The sequence below is a fragment of the Fibrella aestuarina BUZ 2 genome, from assembly GCF_000331105.1.
Classification (GTDB): Bacteria; Bacteroidota; Bacteroidia; order Cytophagales; family Spirosomataceae; genus Fibrella; species Fibrella aestuarina.
The window spans coordinates 4,278,148-4,295,771 of the sequence record NC_020054.1 but is presented as its reverse complement, the minus strand read 5'-3'; the positions used below and the strand labels follow the sequence as shown (position 1 = coordinate 4,295,771).

Here is a 17,624-nt window from a genome sequence, read left to right as displayed (position 1 = left end):
AACGTTTGCCTGGGCACTCGCGAGCGGCGTAGACGACCGCGAACGGCGACAGCAACCACTTCCGCAAAAGTACATACGATTCCTGCTTATGACCCGTCTGCTGTTGTCTTTACTCTGTTTGTGGTGTGTGACGGCCCTGGGGCAATCGGTGCCGGGTAAGTACGCCCAACCCATGCGCTGGTACAGCCCGCGTTCTAAGGTTACCAGTGCCAATATGCCCGCTTTTGAAACGTCGGACTATACACGAACGTATCGCTCCTGGGCCGATCTGGCCAATCAGACGCAGCAGGACAGTGCCCAGATTCAATTGGTTGTCTCGCTGGATTCGGTTGGGCAACAGGCCGACTGGGCGAGCTTGCGGCGGGTGAAACGGGTGCAGCAGCTAACGCTGCAACTACCCCCGCTGCTCACCCAATCCGTGGCCGATTCGTTGCTGGCGGCGCTGGCCAATTGGCCCGATCTGACCACCGTTTCGCTTGCGTACAGAAGCGATGGGTCGTCAACCCAACCGACCATCAGCGGAGCCGGTAGCGCAGGGCTGAAGCAGATACGGCGGCTGATGCTTTCGTCGGCAAATGGGTCGGCCTTAACGGGGGTACGGCTGTTTAGTCAGGCGCCGGGTATTCAGGAACTGGCCCTCAATAGCATCAGGCGGGAGGATGACGTCGTGAACATGGGAAATGCCCTGACACAGTACCGGCAGTTACGGACCCTGCACGTCTACGGCATCACCCCGAAGATCGATCTGGCGCCATTGCTGGCTACGTTACCCCAACTGACGGCATTGCAGTTGACAAACGTCGATCAGTCGGGTACGGCGCTGACCCAACTGCTGACGCAACTACCCAACCTGCGTAGTCTGAGCATCGGCGCCCAGCGGAACGGAGAGAGCCTGTCGGGCCTCAGCCTGAAGTCGTTGGGTAAACTCGACTCCCTCGGGCTGACCCTGATTCGTCAAACGCCCGTGTCGGCCGATTCGCTGCTCGGTGGTCTGCGTTCGCTGCGTTCCGTATCGCTGCATGGGGTTGCGTTATCGTCGCTCGACTGGATGGCCGACAACCCGGACTTGCACGCCGTTAGCCTGCAGGAGGGTGGGCTCCCCCCACTGACGCGCTCGCTCAGCCAGCTCACCCACCTGTCGAGGCTAACGATTGAGTCGTTTGACACGCTGGGGCAATTCCCGGAGAAACTAACGACCCTGCCGCGCCTGCGCGCGTTATCGATCCGGGGAGGCAGGCTGGGTACGTTGCCCCCCTCGCTGGGCAACCTGACCTCGCTGACAGCCCTGACCCTGAACAACGGGCGACTACGCACCGTGCCGGCCGAACTGGGCAAACTCACAGCTCTGACCGAGCTGGATCTGGGCAGTAACCAGCTCACCGACCTGCCCGCCGCGGTTTGCCAATTGCCACAACTGCGCAGGCTTACCCTGGCCAATAACCAGTTGCAGGCTCTGCCCCGCAGCCTTGGCCAGTTACGCGGGTTGACCGACCTATACGTAGCCCGAAACAAGCTGACGACCCTGCCCGCCGAACTGGGCCTGTGCCGTAACCTGCGTATACTGATGGCCGACGAAAACCCACTGACCAGCCTGCCCGACGCCATCGGGAAACTCGATTCGCTCCGGACGTTGCACCTGGCCCGAACCCGCCTGCTGGCTCTGCCCAACACCATCGGGCAACTAACGGCGCTCCGAAACCTGACGCTATCGGGCGGATCGCTGCGCAACGTACCTGAGTCGATCGGCGACTGTCGGCAGCTAACGTATCTGCAACTGACTGATAGCACCCTCACCGGGCTACCCGCCAGCTTTGGTAAGCTGCTGAATCTTAACCAGCTAAGCCTTGGGCTGCCTCACCTCACGGCCCTGCCCGCATCGTTTGCCCAACTGACTAAAGTAACGTACCTGTGGCTCAACGTACCTGACCTGCTGGCCCTGCCCGAGAACCTGGGGGCGCTGACCCAGTTGAACACGCTGCATGTGATCAGCCGTCGGCTGATCGGCCTGCCCAACAGCGTCGGGCGGTTGTCGGCCCTGCGTCACCTGCAACTCGACGGTACGATTGACCCTGAAACCAACAAACCGGCGGGGCAGCTTCTGCAACTGCCTGATAGTGTGGTGTACTGCAAGAACCTGACCACGCTGTCGGTGCATCATCAGGTGAATTTCGATGGTGCCGATGCCATCCGAAAAACAACCCGCCTACCCAAGCTAGCCACGCTGGACCTGACGCAGTGCGGGATCGGTGACCTGGCCGACATCAACTGGAAAGAAGTGCCGCTTCGGTCCCTGTCTTTGCAGCAAAATAACCTGCGCGACGTACCGGAAGCCATCCTGGAGGCACCCCAATTGACAACCATCAATCTGGTCTATAACCATCAGCTACCGCGCGCGTTTAACCGGCCTTTCTGGCGAAAAGAAGAACTGCGCGTAGCGTTCGTCGAGAGTCGGTTGGGCGGCGCGCCCGTCGCCGATAAAAAGCCCGACGCCACGCTGATGCGCGCCTTTCTGAGTGCGGGCTTTCGCGAGCGACAACAGCGCAACTGGGGCGAAGCCTTCGCGGCCCTTGACAATGCCGTACTGGTGGCCCCCGATAGCCTGAAAGCCGTCCCGCTCAGCTTACGGGCCGAGTTGCGGCTGGCGCGAAAAGACTACACGTTGGCCATCACCGATTTTGAGCAGGCGCTGGCGGCCATGGATAAACTAACCCAACAGGTGCTGGAGCGGGCGGGCATGCCTGCTGCTGACCCAATGAACCGGGTCAGTGCCCTGTGGACCCAACTGGGTATAGCCCGGGCTGGCGCCGGGCAGCACGAGCGGGCACTGACCGACCTTGACAAAGCCTTGCAACTCCTGCCAGCCAGCGAAGCGATGAACCTGCTACGGGCGCACACGACGACCCAAAAAGCCCGGAGTTTAGCCAGCCTGCGGCGCATCGCCGACGCGCAGGCAAGCTTACTCAAGGCGGCCGACGTGTATGCGGCTATAACCTATGCCGGACCCAGTGAGCGGCTGACCGAGGTAGAACTGGCCCTGCTGGCCAACCAACCGGCCCGAGCGGCGGCGGTGCTCGAACAGATCCGCAAACAGACTCCCAATCTATCGGACTATCGAGGTGGCTACACGACCCTGTTCGACTACCTGAAGGCCTGTGTCGATGTGCTGACCAATGCCACTACGCCCGCTCAGGCCCCGATTACGCTGGCCGAGCAGCAGCGGAAACGGCCTGAAAAAATTTATAACTGGAGTTTCGACTTAATGGAGACGTTTCTGCCCCAAATTGGCCTTCCGTCCGATAAAGTGGCGGCCCTGACTGAACTCACGAACCTGACCAAACGTCAGGCTGCCGTTGTCGACTAGAAACCATGAGCTACACCACCCGCTCTAGCTGGCTAACGTACCTGATCTGTCTGCTGTTTCTGAGCGGAGCCAGACCTGTTGCAGCCCAATCGATTGACGCCAAAGCACCGCTGCTCTGGTACGTACCTCAGCCAACCGGGCAGCCGCCCCGGGAAGATGGGCCGGGCCTGATTACCTATACGTCCTGGGCCGACCTGGCGCAGAAAGTAGCTCAGCGCCCTGATCAGCCCTTCCACCTGCACCTCACCGTTCGGCAGCCCGCCCTCACCGACTGGCAGGTGCTTCGGCAATTGCCGTCGCCAACCAAACTCGTCGTTGAGCTTATAGACAGCACGCTCAACGAGCGCCTGTTGCCCATCATGGCTGGTTGGGCGTCGTTGCAAAGTCTTAATGTGGGGGCTGAGTATCGCCCCCGATCCTACACGATGGTGCCCGACGGAAAAGGCGGGCAGAAAACCATTTCAGAGACAACGTTTTTACCCACGTTACCGCAAACAGGTTGGGACAGACTCACGTCGGTGCGCGAACTGACCCTTAGTACGAACCTGAACGTGCGGCAGGCCTTGTCGCAACTGAGTCGGTTGCCCGCGCTGGAAAGCCTAACCCTGTATCTCTGGGACACATCCGCCGAGTTACCCACCGCCGCCGACTGGGCACTGCTGCCCCAACTTCGCGAACTGACTGTCAACGGCTTCGATACTCGGCCCGACTGGTTGATCGGCTTAGGCCGCTTGACGAACCTCCGAAAGTTAACGTTCAGCAGTGGTCAACTGGCCGACATGAATGCCCTGTTTACATCACTTCAACGCCTGGAAACCCTCGATCTGGATTACGTAGGGCCGGCTGACAGGCTGCCTCGTCTTCGCCTTGCCGCGCTGCCTGCCCTACAAAGCCTGCACCTGAGCCGGTACGGCAAAGAGGAAAAAGCGGTCGACCTCGATTCGACACTGGCGGGCGTAACGACGCTTCGACACCTGACGCTCGACGGCATTCGGCTTGCCGCACTGCCCAGGAGCCTGCTTGCCAACCCGCAATTGGTGACGCTGTCGCTGGTCGACTGTGAACTAACGGCGTTACCAGAGAGTCTGGACAACCTGACGCGGTTAGAAGAACTGCACCTCGACCGGAATCCGCTTCAGACGTTACCCGCTTTGGTAGGTCGGCTGACCCGGCTGCGGCAGCTTAGCCTCGATCGCTGCGAACTGACCGAACTCCCCGCAACGCTGGGGCAGCTAGGCCAGCTAACGTACCTGACGGCCACGCAGAACCACCTCACCCGCCTGCCCGAATCGCTGGGCCAGCTACGGCAACTGCGCGACCTCAACGTGTCGATGAATGACCTGACCGATCTGCCTGGCAGTCTCCGGCAGCTACCGGCGCTGGAACGGCTGGCGGCCTTCACCAATCAACTGACGCGCTTCCCCGTCGAACTGGCGCAGGTTCGTCACCTGTATCTGTCCGATAATCAATTGACGAACGTACCCGATGCCGTGGGTGAACTCCGGCGGCTGCGAAGCCTGACGCTGGCGGGTAACCCACTCACGAGCCTGCCCGAGACCATCGGTCAGCTCGATTCGTTGGAGATGCTGACCCTCGGCGATAACCAACTGACGGCCTTGCCCCAGCGCATAGGGCAGTTGAGCCGCCTGTCGTGGCTGGAACTGGGCAACAACCGGCTCCGGGAACTGCCCGAATCCATCGGGAGCCTGACGTCGCTCACGGCCGTCGTCATTGGCAACAACCCGCTGGAAATCCTGCCAGCTTCGGTGGGGGGGTGGCAACGGCTACGAACGGCCTCGCTGCAACTCCCTTACCTGCGCCGCCTGCCCGATCAGATTGGCAACTGGCAGCAACTCGAAGACCTGACCATCGAAAGTGATCAACTCGTGCTGCTGCCCGACGCCCTCACTGACTGCCGCAGCCTGACGGTGCTCACCCTGTCGGGCAACAAACTGATTGGCCTGCCCGAGCGCATGGGTAAGCTCACCCGGCTCAGGCAACTGGTGGTGTCGGCCCGGTCCGATTCGACGACGGGCTCGGGGCTGGGGCGACTAACCAACCTGCCTGCTGATCTGGTCAATTGCCCCGCCCTCACCGACCTGACGGTGCAGCAGCAGCAGGCCTTCGACGGTGGCGACGCCCTGCGGTTGTCGGCTGCCCTGCCGCGCCTGCAAACCCTCTCGTTCATCAACTGCGGCATCACCGACCTGTCGGGCATCGTCTGGTCCAAGCTTTCTCTGGTCAACCTGAACCTCATGCAGAACCGCCTGAGCCAATTGCCCAACAGTCTCCTCGACATGCCCAACCTGACGCAGATCAACCTGGCCGACAACAACCTGCCACCGCAGCTAAACCGCTTTTTTCGACCGAAAAGCGAATTGGCCAAAGCCCTGGCGAAAGCGGCAGAGTAACGTACCTGGCTTCGCTGCTTATCGTACCAATCCAGATCCCCGATGACCCGTCTGAAACTTGGCCTGTGCGCGCTGCTGAGCTGCCTCCTGACTACCCCGCTGCTGGCTCAAACCGCCCGCGAACCTCTGTTTAAATCATTTGATGGCACCCAGATTCACTACGACGTGCTGGGCAAAGGCCCGCGGGCGGTGGTGCTGCTGCACGGCTTCATCGTCAACGGCGACTCCTGGAAGCGGGCACCACTCACGCAGATGCTGGCCGATTCGGGCTTCACCGTCGTCACGCTCGACCTGCGGGGTAATGGCCGGTCCGACAAGCCCCATACGCTGACGGCCTATCAGCACGACGCCGAAGTAAAAGACATCGCCGCCCTGATGCAGCACCTGGGCCATCTGCAATACGACGTGGTCGGCTACTCACGCGGGGCTATCGTGGCGGCGCGGCTGCTGGCCGTTACGCCCAAGAAACTGGTTCGCAAGGCCGTGCTGGGTGGTATGGGCCTCGATTTTTCGGACCCGAACTGGGTCCGGCGGCGTAATTTCTACGAAGCCCTGGCCCGCCCCGGTAGCCACCCCGAGCTGCAACCGGCCATCGACTACGCGCTCAAATCGGGCGCCGACACCACGGCCCTGAAGTTCATGCAACAGGCGCAACCCGTCACGTCGCCCGATCAGCTGCGGCATATTCAGCAGCCCGTGCTGGTGATTGCGGGCGATCAGGATGAAGACAACGGAAAAGCCGCCGATCTGGCCGCCATCCTGCCCCATGCTAAGCAGGTGAGCGTACCCGGCAACCACAACACCACCATGAATACCCTCCCGTTCGCCCGGCAGGTGATGGCCTTTTTAACGAATGAATGATGAATAATGAATGATGAATAATGCGGTCCGCCGCTGCGGTACGATGCACAATGGGCTGACGCAAGTGTGATCTCGCGTCAGCCCATTGTGCATCGTACCGCAGCGGCGGACCGCATTATTCATTGTACATTCCCTACCTTTGCCCCGCGTTGCAATGGGCCGGGGTCGTCTTACCGCCTCGCTTCGGCGGGGAGGAAAGTCCGGACAGCACAGAGCACCCTACTTCCTAACGGGAAGGCGGGCGGTGGGTAACCGCCGCCCGACAGCCAGTGTCACAGAAAACAGACCGCCAACGTTGGCGTTTGCAGTTTTCAGTTTCTCGTTTTTAGTTGGCTGGTGCAAGCTTAGTCTCGCGTAAGCCAACTGAAAACCGGAAGCTGAAAACTGCAAACGCCTTCAGGGTAAGGGTGAAAAGGGGGTGTAAGAGACCACCGCTCGGCTGGCGACAGGCGGGGCACGATAAACCTTAGGGGCTGAAAGACCAAATAAGCACCGGATGCGGGGCGGCTCGTCTCCAGATGGCCTCCGGGTCACTGCCGGTGCGGGTAGGTCGATAGAGGGGGTCGGTGACGGCCCTCCCAGATAAATGGTAAGACGGTTCGGCGCGCCCACGGGTACGGCCGGGCCGACAGAATCCGGCTTATAGACCCCGGCTCTTGTAGCGCTTTTTCTGAGAAATGCATGGGGCGTGGCGCTCGGAGCAGGGAGTTATTGGCTACTTAGCCTCTAATCCTACGCCCCGAGCGCCACGCCCCGTGCATTTTTTCGCATTTTTCCGTACCTTTGCGGCCACGTTTAACCCGGGGGACGTGTTCCCCCATCGGAACGACGGGTTCGTTCCGGGAAAAAGGCAAAACCATGCTTAAGATCCGTTTAGCGCGTCGCGGACGCAAAAAAATGGCCATGTACGATATCGTCGTGGCAGAGTCAACCTCACCTCGTGACGGCCGTTTTGTTGAGAAAATCGGTACGTACAACCCCAACCTCGACCCGGCTCGCATCGTCCTCAATAACGGCCGTGCCGTACATTGGCTGATGGTGGGTGCCCAACCAACGGATACGACTCGTGCCATTCTGTCGCACGAAGGCGTTATGTTGCAGAAGCACCTGCAGGTAGGTGTCGTAAAAGGTGCCATCACGCAGGATCAGGCCGACGCCAAACTGGCCGACTGGAAAGAAAACAAAGCTGGCCGTAAGGCAGACACAGCTGATGTGAAAAAACAGGCAGCTGACAAAGCACGTCAGGAGCGCCTTGCCGCTGAACAGCAGGTAAACGCGGCCCGTGCTGAAGCCATCGCGGCGAAGTACAAAGTGGAAGAGCCGGTCGCTGAAGAAGCCCCCGCCGACGAGGCTCCGGCAGCGGCCGAAACCGAAGAAGCTCCGGCTGCTGAGGCGTCGACCGACGAAACGGCTGCTGAATAAGCCACCGCTTTCTGACCAAGTACGAGCCTGTTCTACCCGAGCAGGCTCTCTTTTTTTACATTAACAGGGAATGCGGACCATACGGATTGAACAACTGCGCACGGATCAAACAAGCGGCATCTGATAGGCTGGGTTCCTGCTGGCCGTGTTTACTCCGTTCGATCCATAATCCGCGCTCATCCGGTTGATCCGTATTCTCCGCGTTCCCCCGAATCATGACAAAAGACGATTGTTTCCAGGTTGGGCACATCACCAAAACCCACGGCCTCAACGGCGAAGTGGTGCTGTTTCTGGACGTTGACGACCCGACCGACTACGAAGACCTGGACTCGGTGCTGATCGAAGTACGGGGCGAACTGCTGCCGTATTTCGTCGAATCCCTGTCGATCAACCGCGACCGCGCCATTCTGGCGCTGGAGGAAGTTGAGACGATCGACGAGGCCAAGAAGCTGATCAATTGCCCCGTCTGGCTCCCGCTCGACAACCTTGAAGACATTACCGACCCCGATCGGTTCTACTACCACGAAATCATTGGGTTTCAGATCATTGATAAAGAAGCCGGTCCGCTCGGAACCGTAACGTCGGTGCTGACCATGCCCACGCAGGACCTGATCGATATGCGTTACAAAGGGCAGGACGTGCTGATTCCGGTCAACTCGGCGATTGTGAAAACAGTAGACCGCGCGGCCAAAACCCTCAATGTTGACCTCCCCGAAGGCCTCCTCGACGTCTATCTGAAAGACGCCGGTGAACCCACCGATGGGGATGATGAAGAGAACTGATTCAACGTCCAACGTTCAATGTCTAACGTTGGCTGACGCATCTTAGTCAGGTGCCAACACACATTGGACATTAAACGTTGAACCTCAACTTACACTATGCGCATCGATATCATCACCTGCCTGCCCAGGTTGTTAGACAGTTTTTTCGGGCATTCCATTCTGCAACGGGCGCAGCAGGGGCAGCACGTGGAGGTAGTGGTGCATGACCTCCGCGACTACACCGCCGACAAACACCGGCGGGTCGACGATTACCCGTTTGGGGGCGGCGCGGGTATGGTGATGCAGATCGAACCCATCGCCAAGTGCATCCGGACCTTGCAGGCCGAACGTACCTACGACGAGGTCATCTACATGACGCCCGACGGCGAACGGCTGGCCCAACCCCTGGTGAACCGGCTGTCGCTGGCCCAGCACCTGATTATCCTCTGCGGCCACTACAAGGGCGTCGACGAACGGGTACGCGAACACTTTATCACCCGCGAAATCAGCATCGGCGACTACGTGCTGAGTGGGGGTGAACTGGCTGCCGCCGTGCTGTCCGACGCCATCATCCGGCTCATCCCCGGTGTGCTGGGCGACGAAACCTCGGCCCTGACCGACTCGTTTCAGGATAACCTGCTGGCGCCACCCATCTACACCCGCCCCGCGTCGTTCGAAGGCTGGAACGTACCCGATATTCTGCTGTCGGGCCACGAAGCCAACATCGACAACTGGCGCTACGAACAGGCTCTTGCCCGAACCAAAGCCAGACGACCGGATTTACTTAATGAGTAATGTACAATGTATACTGACTACTGGGTGAGGTACAGCAAGGGGACTTCGGTGCTAAGCCATTGTACATTATTCAGTCTACATTTTTCATTTAGCTATGACACGTACCCAACGACTCGACGCGTTCAGTAAACTCGGTGAGCTGCTGCGCGACCCGGCCCGCCTGGCCGACCGCGAGGAAGCAGCCCATCGGGCTTTCTCTAAAAATAACTGGTTCACGGTTGAGAACGGGCTGCGGTCGCTCGACGCCATTGCGGGTCAGATGCTCACCCGCGACGCCCTCACCAACTGGCTTTCGCACTATCCGGCTGAGCCAGCCGAGCCCCGGCAAGTCGGGGTCGTGATGGCGGGTAATATCCCGGCGGTGGGTTTCCACGATCTGTTGTGTGTGCTCATCAGCGGCCATAGCCTGCTGGCCAAATTGAGCAGCCAGGACGAAATGCTGATGCGCTTCCTGATCCGGTCGCTGCTGGAGGTGGAGCCTGCCTTTGCCGATCGTATTCAGGTGGTGGAGCGGCTCAACGCGGCCGATGCCTTCATTGCCACGGGCAGCGACAACTCGGCGCGGTACTTCGAGCAGTATTTCAGTAAGAAACCCCACATCATCCGCCGGAACCGCACGTCGGTGGCGGTGCTGACGGGGGCCGAAGATGACGCGCAGCTCGAACGCCTCGGCAACGACATCCTGGCCTATTACGGGCTGGGCTGCCGCAACGTGTCGACGCTGTTTGTGCCCGATGCCTACGAGGGTGAACCCGCCTATGATTTTACCCCGCTGCTCCGTACGCTCGAACCCCGCACGGCGACGTACATGGCGCACCATAAGTACCTCAACAATTACGATTACAACAAGTCGATTTACCTCGTCAACCGGGTGCCGCACCTCGATAATGGTTTCCTGATGGTAACCGAAGCCCCCGATCCGGCTAACCTGGTGTCGCCCATTTCGGTGATTTATTACCAGCTCTACCGCGATCAGGAACACCTGGGTACGTTGCTGGCGAGCCATGCCGACAAAATTCAGGTGGTGGCATCGGCTGAAGGCTGGTATGCCGGTTCGGTGCCGTTCGGACAGACCCAATACCCCCGCCTCGTCGACTACCCCGACGGCGTAGATACGATGGCGTTTCTGGGTACGTTGTAAAGCCGTTCAACGTCTAAAGGTTAAAGGTTGGCTGGCGCCTGACTAGGCTTGCGCCAGCCAACCTTTAACCTTAGACATTAATCGATTCTGCCGGCCAGAAAACACGGAACGTAGCGCCTTTCCCTTCTTCGCTGTCGGCGATAACGAACGCGCCGTGGTTTTCGGCAACGCGCTTCACAATGGCCAGGCCGATGCCGGTGCCTTCGTAGGGACTGCTTGCCGTATGCAGGCGCTGGAACGTGCCAAAGATCCGATCGCGGTATTCGGGCCGAAAGCCGATGCCATTGTCGGTGATCGTCAGTTCGTAGTAGGCCGGGGCGGTGATCGTACTGCTTTCGGGGGGCGTCAGCAGCAGCGCCAGCGCTTCCCGCGAATGGAGCGTACTGCGGATGTGGACCTGCGGCGTGGTGCCCGGCTGCACGTACTTGATGGCGTTGGAGAGCAGATTCTGCAACAATTGCTGAAGCTGTCGGCTGTCGGCCTGAAGCGTCGGCAGCGAATCGGCGTTGATAACGGCGCTATGCTCGGCGATCAACTGATCGAGGTCCGTCAGTACGTCGCTGAGCACCAGATTGAGATCCACCGGTTCACGCACCACCTCGGGCGTTGCCAGCCGCGAGTAAGCCAGCAAATCTTTAACCAGCACCGTCATCCGCTGGGCCGACCGATGCACCCGTATCAACAGATCGTGGCCATCGGCCCCCAACGCGTCGGCATATTGCTCGATCAGCAGGCCGCAGATCGTGACGATTTTGCGGAGGGGTTCCTGCAAATCGTGCGAGGCCACGTAGGCAAACTGCTGGAGGTTTTCGTTGGCCTGCCGAAGCACCTGGTTGGCCTGCTCGAGCCCGCGCTGGTAGGTCACGCTGGCCGAAATATCGATATACGACTGGATGAAGCCATCGCTCCACTTCACCGCCTGCGTGTCGTACCACAGCTCCTTCCCCTGCCCGTTGTAAAAACTGGTATACCGCATCGGCTCCCCCGTTTCGACGAGCTGCACCCATTTGTCGAACAGGCCGGAGGTTTTTACGTGGGGAAATAACTGAACCACCCGATTTCCTACCATATCGCTGGCTTTCAGGCCGGTAAGCTCTTCGGCCCGGCGGTTGAAGCTGTCATACACAAAGTCGATGATGGGACCGGGTTGCCCATCGGGGCCGGGTTCGCGGATGGCCGTGTAGGCCGCGATGCCCGACAGAGCGCTGTCGTTGATCTGCACGAGCCGCTCATTGGTGCGTTGCAGTTCCAGTTCCTGCCGTTTGATGCCCGTCACGTTATTGTACGTAACCACCAGCTGGTTGGGCGATTGCCGCACCGCCGACACCTCGAACCAGCCTTCCAGCCCAAAGTCGTCGCGGTAGTATTGGGTGCTTTCTTCGGCAATGCCCGTAGCCATCACCCGCCTGTATAGATCGAAAAAGCCGTTGTCGCGGTTGCCGGGGAAAACAACCAGCAAGCGCCGCCCGATGATCTGCTCGGGCTTCATGAAGTTGCTTTTCAGAACCGATTCGTTGGCCATATCCATCCGAAAATCGATGATGTCGTGCTGCTCATCGCGGATGGCCGTCATGGCAATGATGCTGTTGATGGAGGCGTCGAAAATCGCCCGCAGTTCCTGGGCATGCCGTTGCGCGTCGGCCTGCGCCCGTTGTGCATCGGTAATGTCGTCGTAGGTCAGGATTAGGTCATCGCCACTGGGGGCTACCCGCACCGAAAACCACCCATCGAGGCCGTCGGCCTGGTACATGTGTTCAGAACGGCTCGGCTGCTGCGTGCGAATGGCGTCGGCAAACTGGGTGAAGAATGGGTGTTGTGCTAACGTGGGAAACAAGGCCGACACGCGCATGCCCGGTAGCTCGTCGAAGGAAAAAGGCGTGACGGCGGCATGCGCCTGATTGGCGAGCCGGTAACGGAAATCGACAATCAGTTCGGGGTTTTCGGGCGATCGGACCGCCGTAAGCAGGGCCATGCCGCTGGGGGCGGCATTGAGCACCGACCAAAGTTGTGAAGTGGATATACCCTCCCCAAAATGCGGGGCCGAGTCAGCAAGTGACGTCATGTCCGTTGAGTAAACCTGCGTATGGGGCCAAAAATAGCAATAAATCGGCGTGTGGCTGGCTAGTAACGCCAGCTTGTGAGGTCGGCGCCGGGTGGGTGGCTGTCGGTTATCCGTTTCATAATCTGGTCAATGTACAGGGTGTTGTAGCGCAGACGGCTGATGTAGTTGGGTACGTTGGGGTCGCCGTTCCAGCAGTGTTCAAAGCGGTCGCCGTAGGCTACGGTGCTGTGGGCGGGTGGGTTCTGCACGGTTTTCAGGAAGTCGTCCATGAGGTAGACTGCGTTGTTGAGGTAAAAGTTATCCATATCGCCGCAGTAGATATGAATCTTGCCGGTCAGCTTCGGGCCAAGGGTCTTCCAGTCGCGGCGCAGGATATGAAGTAGGTCGAAATGCTCGCGCCAGTAGGCCGCCACGCTGCTGTCGATCACACCGGTTTCTTTGTTCCAGATGCGTTTGGGGTAGCCATCGGGGCCGGCGGGGGAATAGACCGCCTCCCAGATATCGAACTGATCGCCCGAGCGGGAGTGGGTACCCAGGGCCAGTTCGCGGTGGTTGGTCTCGGCCATCGTTACCTTTACCTGCCCCAGGTAGTTGCGCTGGCTGGGCCGGGGCGTTCGGCGGAAGGGCCCTTCCGTGTAATAGGCGTTCTTGTCTTTGTAGAGGTTGAAGACGGTGTAGGCATCGAAAGCAATAGGGTCGGGACAGGCCGCAAAACAACCGTTGAAGGCGTCGGGGTAAAAGACCTGCGCCGCCAGCGCCTCCCAGCCGCCGGTGCTGCCGCCGTAGGTAAACCGCGCCCAACCCTGCCCGATGCCCCGGAACTGCCGCTCAATTTCGGGCAGCAGTTCATACATGATGGCGTCGCCGTAGGGGCCGAGGTTTTCGGAGTTGACCGCGTAGGAGTCGTCGTAATACGGATTGGCGTGCTGGATTTCTACGATGAGCATGCGCGGGAAGCCGGGGCTTGTCCACTTTCGGTAAAAATCGTAGGCCTCCTGCGCCACGATTTTCTTGTACCCCCGCAGGTTGAACCGCTCGGTATAATCGGTGGTGTCCATGTTGGCGGGCGGCGGAGTTTCGCTGAACCCGTCGAAATCGGCCGGGAAGTGGCCATGAAACAGGCAGAGCGGGTAGCGCGCCTCGGGGTGCTCGTTGAAACCAGCGGGCAGCAGCACGTGCGCACCCAGGTACATGGGGCGGCCCCAAAACTCGGTCAGGCGGGGGCTCTGGATGCGGATATGCTTGATGAACCGGGTGTCTTTCGGCGCTTCAATGGGCGGGTTCACCTGATCCAGCCGCACCGGAAAGGTCTGTTTTTGCCCCGCCCGGATCGTGATGCGCTGTGGCCGGCTGAAGAGGTTGCCGGGGGCCGTGCGCCAGTTTTGGCCTTCGCCCCGGTCCATTGGCAGCTTCACGGTACGGCGCGTGCCGTTGGGGCCATTTTTTACCCGGAATGTTTCGTAGCGGTGGAGCACGGCCTGCACGTAATAGTCGCCGGGGGGCAGTTCGCGCAGGCTGCGTTTGGGGTAACCAAAGGCGCTGGCATCCAGCGTGGCGGCCTGCCCCGGCTTGAGCCCGTCGACGTCCAGCCCAACCAGTTGCGCCGTTTCCACGGCGTCGCTCACCTGCTGCCGGGGTTCGGGGGTGTTGGTCTTGGCCAGGATGAGCAACACCCGCCCGTCGAGCGGAACGGTGGTGGTACTGGCGGGAAACGAAACGGTAAAGGTAGGCTGTGCCTGCGCGACCAGGGCAAACAGGCAGAGGAGCAGAGTATAGGTACGTTGCATAAGACCTGGGCCACGACGTTGCGACGTGGCCCAGGTAAAAATACACGCCAGCGGCGGTTGGCCAACGGGGATGCGCTACTTCTCCACAAACACGATATCGAGCGTATCGGCCTGGAAGAGTACGTATTGGTTTTGTTGCACAACCAGCTGGCTCAGCGGCACTTCGATATGCCCACAGATCAGCACAAGGTCGTCTTCGGGGCGCGAGCCGGTCGCTTTGCTCAGGAGCCAGTCTTTGAGGTTTTCGGCCCCATCGGGTTTTTTCAAAAAATCCGTCGATCGCCGGAACAGCTTTGGCAGGATGAGCTGCCCCTGCTCGCCGGGTTCAAGGTCGGCCTGGCTTTCGAGGCGGTAGCGGCTGGTGCAGTCGACCGCCCAGACGCCCAGCAGGTTGGCCCGGGCTTCGGCGGCGGCAGCCCGCAATACGTGGCGGTGCAAGGCGGGTGTAGACGTATACACAGTGTAGTAGACCAGCCCACGCACCGTCAGTTCGTGATTGATCGTCTGCTTCAGCAGGGCTTCATCGACCAGGGTAGCTTCGCCGTCGGTGAGGGTTGCGGTATCGGGCAGGACGTAGGCGATGGGGCGGCCGTTGGCATCGACGCCTTTGGTCAGGATCCAGCCGGAAATCCGGTCGGGGGTAGCCGAGAGGACCGTCTCATTCGGATTGATGACGACGTTGGTAAAACCCAGCCGGGCCAGCAGGCTATCGCGCACGGCGTTACCCAGTGGCTGGGCCGCTTTGCCGTAGTGGACCTCGGGCGCGTCGATTCCCTCGAAGCGCAGTTGCACGCTGCCGTCGCGGGCTGGCTCGATCCGGTAGGCCCGGTAGATAGACTGGTAACCGGCGGGGTTGTCGGCGATGAACCGCACCGAATCACCATCGGGCGATTTGCCGACGATAACAAATGAGCCATGAAGGGCCTGATAATACGCGAGCGCCATGGGGGTGGTAGCTTGATTGTGTGCTTGTAAACGTACCCAGAAACAGGATGAACTGAACGTTGCGTTGAGCGAGTGGGCCAACGTTACGGTTGCAGGCCGACATGGTTTGTCGGCCCGCTACGCTTACCCTCAGTCGGGGATGAAGGTGAATTCGGGGAAGCCGTACATTTCGTATTTCACATTGGGGGTGGTGTTCGGAAACGTTGCCGTCGCCACGCCGCTGTAGCAGGCGTTGTACACCAGGATGCTGCCTTTCGTGAAGGGCATGAATTCAGCGCTGTTGGTTTTATAGACAAACCCGTATTTCTTGTTGGTCCCCGCCGATTGGCTGTTGATGCTGATAACGTATTTTTTATTCGCGGTCAGTGCCAGCGCATCGATACCATCCAGCGTCAGCTTGTCGGGCGAGGTTTGCTCAATGGTCTTTTGCCGAAGCAATTGCTTGCTGTCAAAATCCCAGATAATAACGCGGTACGTACCTGGCTCGGGCATCTTCGCGCCGACCTGCGTAATCTTACCCGCTACGGAAGCACTGAACACAAGCCCCAATTCCCACGGCCCTGATGCACGGGTACCGGCCGTGAGGGCCGTTTCACTCGTTATAAACGAAGTGATGGTGTTTTCAACGGGTTTGGTGGCATCGCTTTTTTTGCAGGCGGTTAGCCCAGCGAAGCTCAGGAGGCAAATTAAACTGATACCGATGGCTTTCATGGTGTTGCGTTTTTGCGTTGATAGACAGGTCGTTAAACTAGAAGAGGGGCTGCCGAATCGGTTGGGTCTTTTACCCAAAGGCACGTTGGGCTATGCCAACGGTTCGGGGCATATGGTAACGTACCTGACCATCACCACTTGGCCCGTTCGTTTGCCCCATTCGCCCAGTTAAAGCGTACCGTTGTTGTCGATGCTGAGGCCGTTGAAGGCAAAGACATTGATCGATTTAGCACTGCTTTAAGTCGCGATTGGGCTGGCAATAGCACGAACCAGAAAGCCTGGCACCCACCACGTGAGCTGGTCGTTTGGCCCAGGACATTTCGTGCATCCGTCGACTCACTCAGGGTGAAAGGATACTAATTGAGCCGCGCGATTGAAAATAAGCAGATTCGCCATGGCCGTCCGTGCGTTTAAGCGTGCGTTGAATTGTAAGGCGTTCGTTTTTAATTGGATGACTCGTTTGCGGTTTCACGGTAGCTTGCTTTCACACGCCTTGTTGGGGCCGTCTTTATTGGTCGCTGGGCGTAAACGAATGATTGAAACGAGTGATCAGGGTGTGGAGAGGCGGAAAGCCGGGTTTGAGTAAGCCAAAAGTCGGTAGGTGACGTCCCCCATGCGCCCCCAAAATGGGGGATGCAGGGGGCTGGGAGTCGAGAAGACACGGGCCAGCGCGGCAACGCTGGCTACTACCGCGTTGCGTCGTCGGCAGTGAGTACTTTGGGCTGCGCGGCGGCGTTCAGGCGGAAGCTGCTCTGTTTGCTGGCCAGGCCGTCGCCGTCTTTAATCACCCGGGCGGCCCCCACCGGAATGAGCCGGTCTGTCGGGTCGTTTTTGCTTTTCATTAGCAGGGTGGTGTAAAAATTCTTGATGCCTGCGCTGGTGATTTCGCCCGAAAAAATGCGAACCTGCTTGGCCGTGGCGCTCCCATCGACCAGGTCGATCTCGGCGAAAAACGTAAACTGGTTGCCGTTACCGGCCAGAAAACCGCCCACCCCCGTGCCCGTTGATCCGGCATTCTTGATGTCGACCACCGCCGTCTGATCGGCGGTATTTTGCTTTGAAAAGCGGATCGTGAGGTCGTTGAAAACGTACCCAGCCCCGTAGGAGTCGGTGTCGTAGGGACTGACGAGCGTGTGGGGCGACGACGCAAAAATGCCCTCGATGTTGGGCGGCTGCGACCCCTCGTTGATGATCATGCCCCGTTGCCGCAGCTTATCGATATCGGCCTGCGGGATGATCGACTGAATTTTGGCCGATAAGCCTTTCGTGGGGTCGTCGGCTTTTTTACAACCCGTGAGGCTGCCAAGCAGCAGGCTGACGGCTATAGTGACCAGGGAAAATCGAGACGTGTTCATGCGATTGATTGG

Annotated in this window: 12 protein-coding genes and 1 other RNA gene; 8 read left to right on the top strand and 5 right to left on the bottom strand. The window is 59.4% G+C overall.

Features of this window, described 5'->3' with window-relative positions; translation table 11 throughout:
• Positions 1-88 precede the first annotated feature (88 nt).
• The 8 genes from FAES_RS17565 to FAES_RS17535 all read left to right on the top strand — a co-directional run bounded on the left by FAES_RS17565 (position 89) and on the right by FAES_RS17535 (position 10,752).
• Positions 89-3,361 (top strand): leucine-rich repeat domain-containing protein, encoded by a 3,273-nt coding sequence (locus FAES_RS17565; RefSeq protein ID WP_015332577.1) that lies wholly within the window; start codon positions 89-91, stop codon positions 3,359-3,361.
• Positions 3,362-3,366: 5 nt separating this feature from the next.
• Positions 3,367-5,772, top strand: coding sequence for a leucine-rich repeat domain-containing protein (locus tag FAES_RS17560; protein ID WP_015332576.1), 2,406 nt, complete (start codon positions 3,367-3,369; stop codon positions 5,770-5,772).
• Between the two features lie 42 nt (positions 5,773-5,814).
• Positions 5,815-6,633 (top strand): alpha/beta fold hydrolase, encoded by an 819-nt coding sequence (locus FAES_RS17555; RefSeq protein WP_015332575.1) that lies wholly within the window; start codon positions 5,815-5,817, stop codon positions 6,631-6,633.
• Positions 6,634-6,790: 157 nt separating this feature from the next.
• Positions 6,791-7,292: RNase P RNA component class A (gene rnpB, locus FAES_RS29390), an RNA gene on the top strand.
• Positions 7,293-7,491: 199 nt separating this feature from the next.
• A complete protein-coding gene (locus tag FAES_RS17550) occupies positions 7,492-8,055 on the top strand; it encodes a 30S ribosomal protein S16 (protein ID WP_015332574.1) in 564 nt (187 codons plus the stop codon).
• Between the two features lie 215 nt (positions 8,056-8,270).
• Entirely contained in the window at positions 8,271-8,837 is a 567-nt protein-coding gene (rimM, locus tag FAES_RS17545; RefSeq protein WP_015332573.1) for a ribosome maturation factor RimM, read from the top strand.
• 96 nt (positions 8,838-8,933) lie between these two features.
• Positions 8,934-9,611 carry a tRNA (guanosine(37)-N1)-methyltransferase TrmD gene (trmD, locus tag FAES_RS17540; protein WP_015332572.1) on the top strand — a complete coding sequence of 226 codons (678 nt, stop codon included), beginning with the start codon at positions 8,934-8,936 and terminating at the stop codon, positions 9,609-9,611.
• 94 nt (positions 9,612-9,705) lie between these two features.
• Positions 9,706-10,752: an acyl-CoA reductase gene (locus FAES_RS17535; protein ID WP_015332571.1), complete on the top strand. Its 1,047-nt coding sequence runs from the start codon at positions 9,706-9,708 to the stop codon at positions 10,750-10,752.
• A gap of 70 nt (positions 10,753-10,822) precedes the next feature.
• Here FAES_RS17535 and FAES_RS17530 read toward each other — a convergent pair whose 3' ends face one another.
• The 5 genes from FAES_RS17530 to FAES_RS17510 all read right to left on the bottom strand — a co-directional run bounded on the left by FAES_RS17530 (position 10,823) and on the right by FAES_RS17510 (position 17,612).
• Positions 10,823-12,814: a PAS domain-containing sensor histidine kinase gene (locus FAES_RS17530; protein WP_015332570.1), complete on the bottom strand. Its 1,992-nt coding sequence runs from the start codon at positions 12,812-12,814 to the stop codon at positions 10,823-10,825.
• A 59-nt stretch (positions 12,815-12,873) separates the two neighbouring features.
• Entirely contained in the window at positions 12,874-14,601 is a 1,728-nt protein-coding gene (locus tag FAES_RS17525; protein ID WP_015332569.1) for an alpha/beta hydrolase, read from the bottom strand.
• 75 nt (positions 14,602-14,676) lie between these two features.
• Complete coding sequence (locus tag FAES_RS17520) at positions 14,677-15,546, bottom strand: thermonuclease family protein (protein WP_015332568.1); 870 nt, start codon at positions 15,544-15,546, stop codon at positions 14,677-14,679.
• Positions 15,547-15,675: 129 nt separating this feature from the next.
• On the bottom strand, positions 15,676-16,257 hold the full coding sequence (locus FAES_RS17515; protein WP_015332567.1) for a DUF4082 domain-containing protein: 582 nt from the start codon (positions 16,255-16,257) through the stop codon (positions 15,676-15,678).
• Between the two features lie 686 nt (positions 16,258-16,943).
• A complete protein-coding gene (locus FAES_RS17510; protein WP_041258052.1) occupies positions 16,944-17,612 on the bottom strand; it encodes a hypothetical protein in 669 nt (222 codons plus the stop codon).
• Between the last annotated feature and the right edge of the window lie 12 nt (positions 17,613-17,624).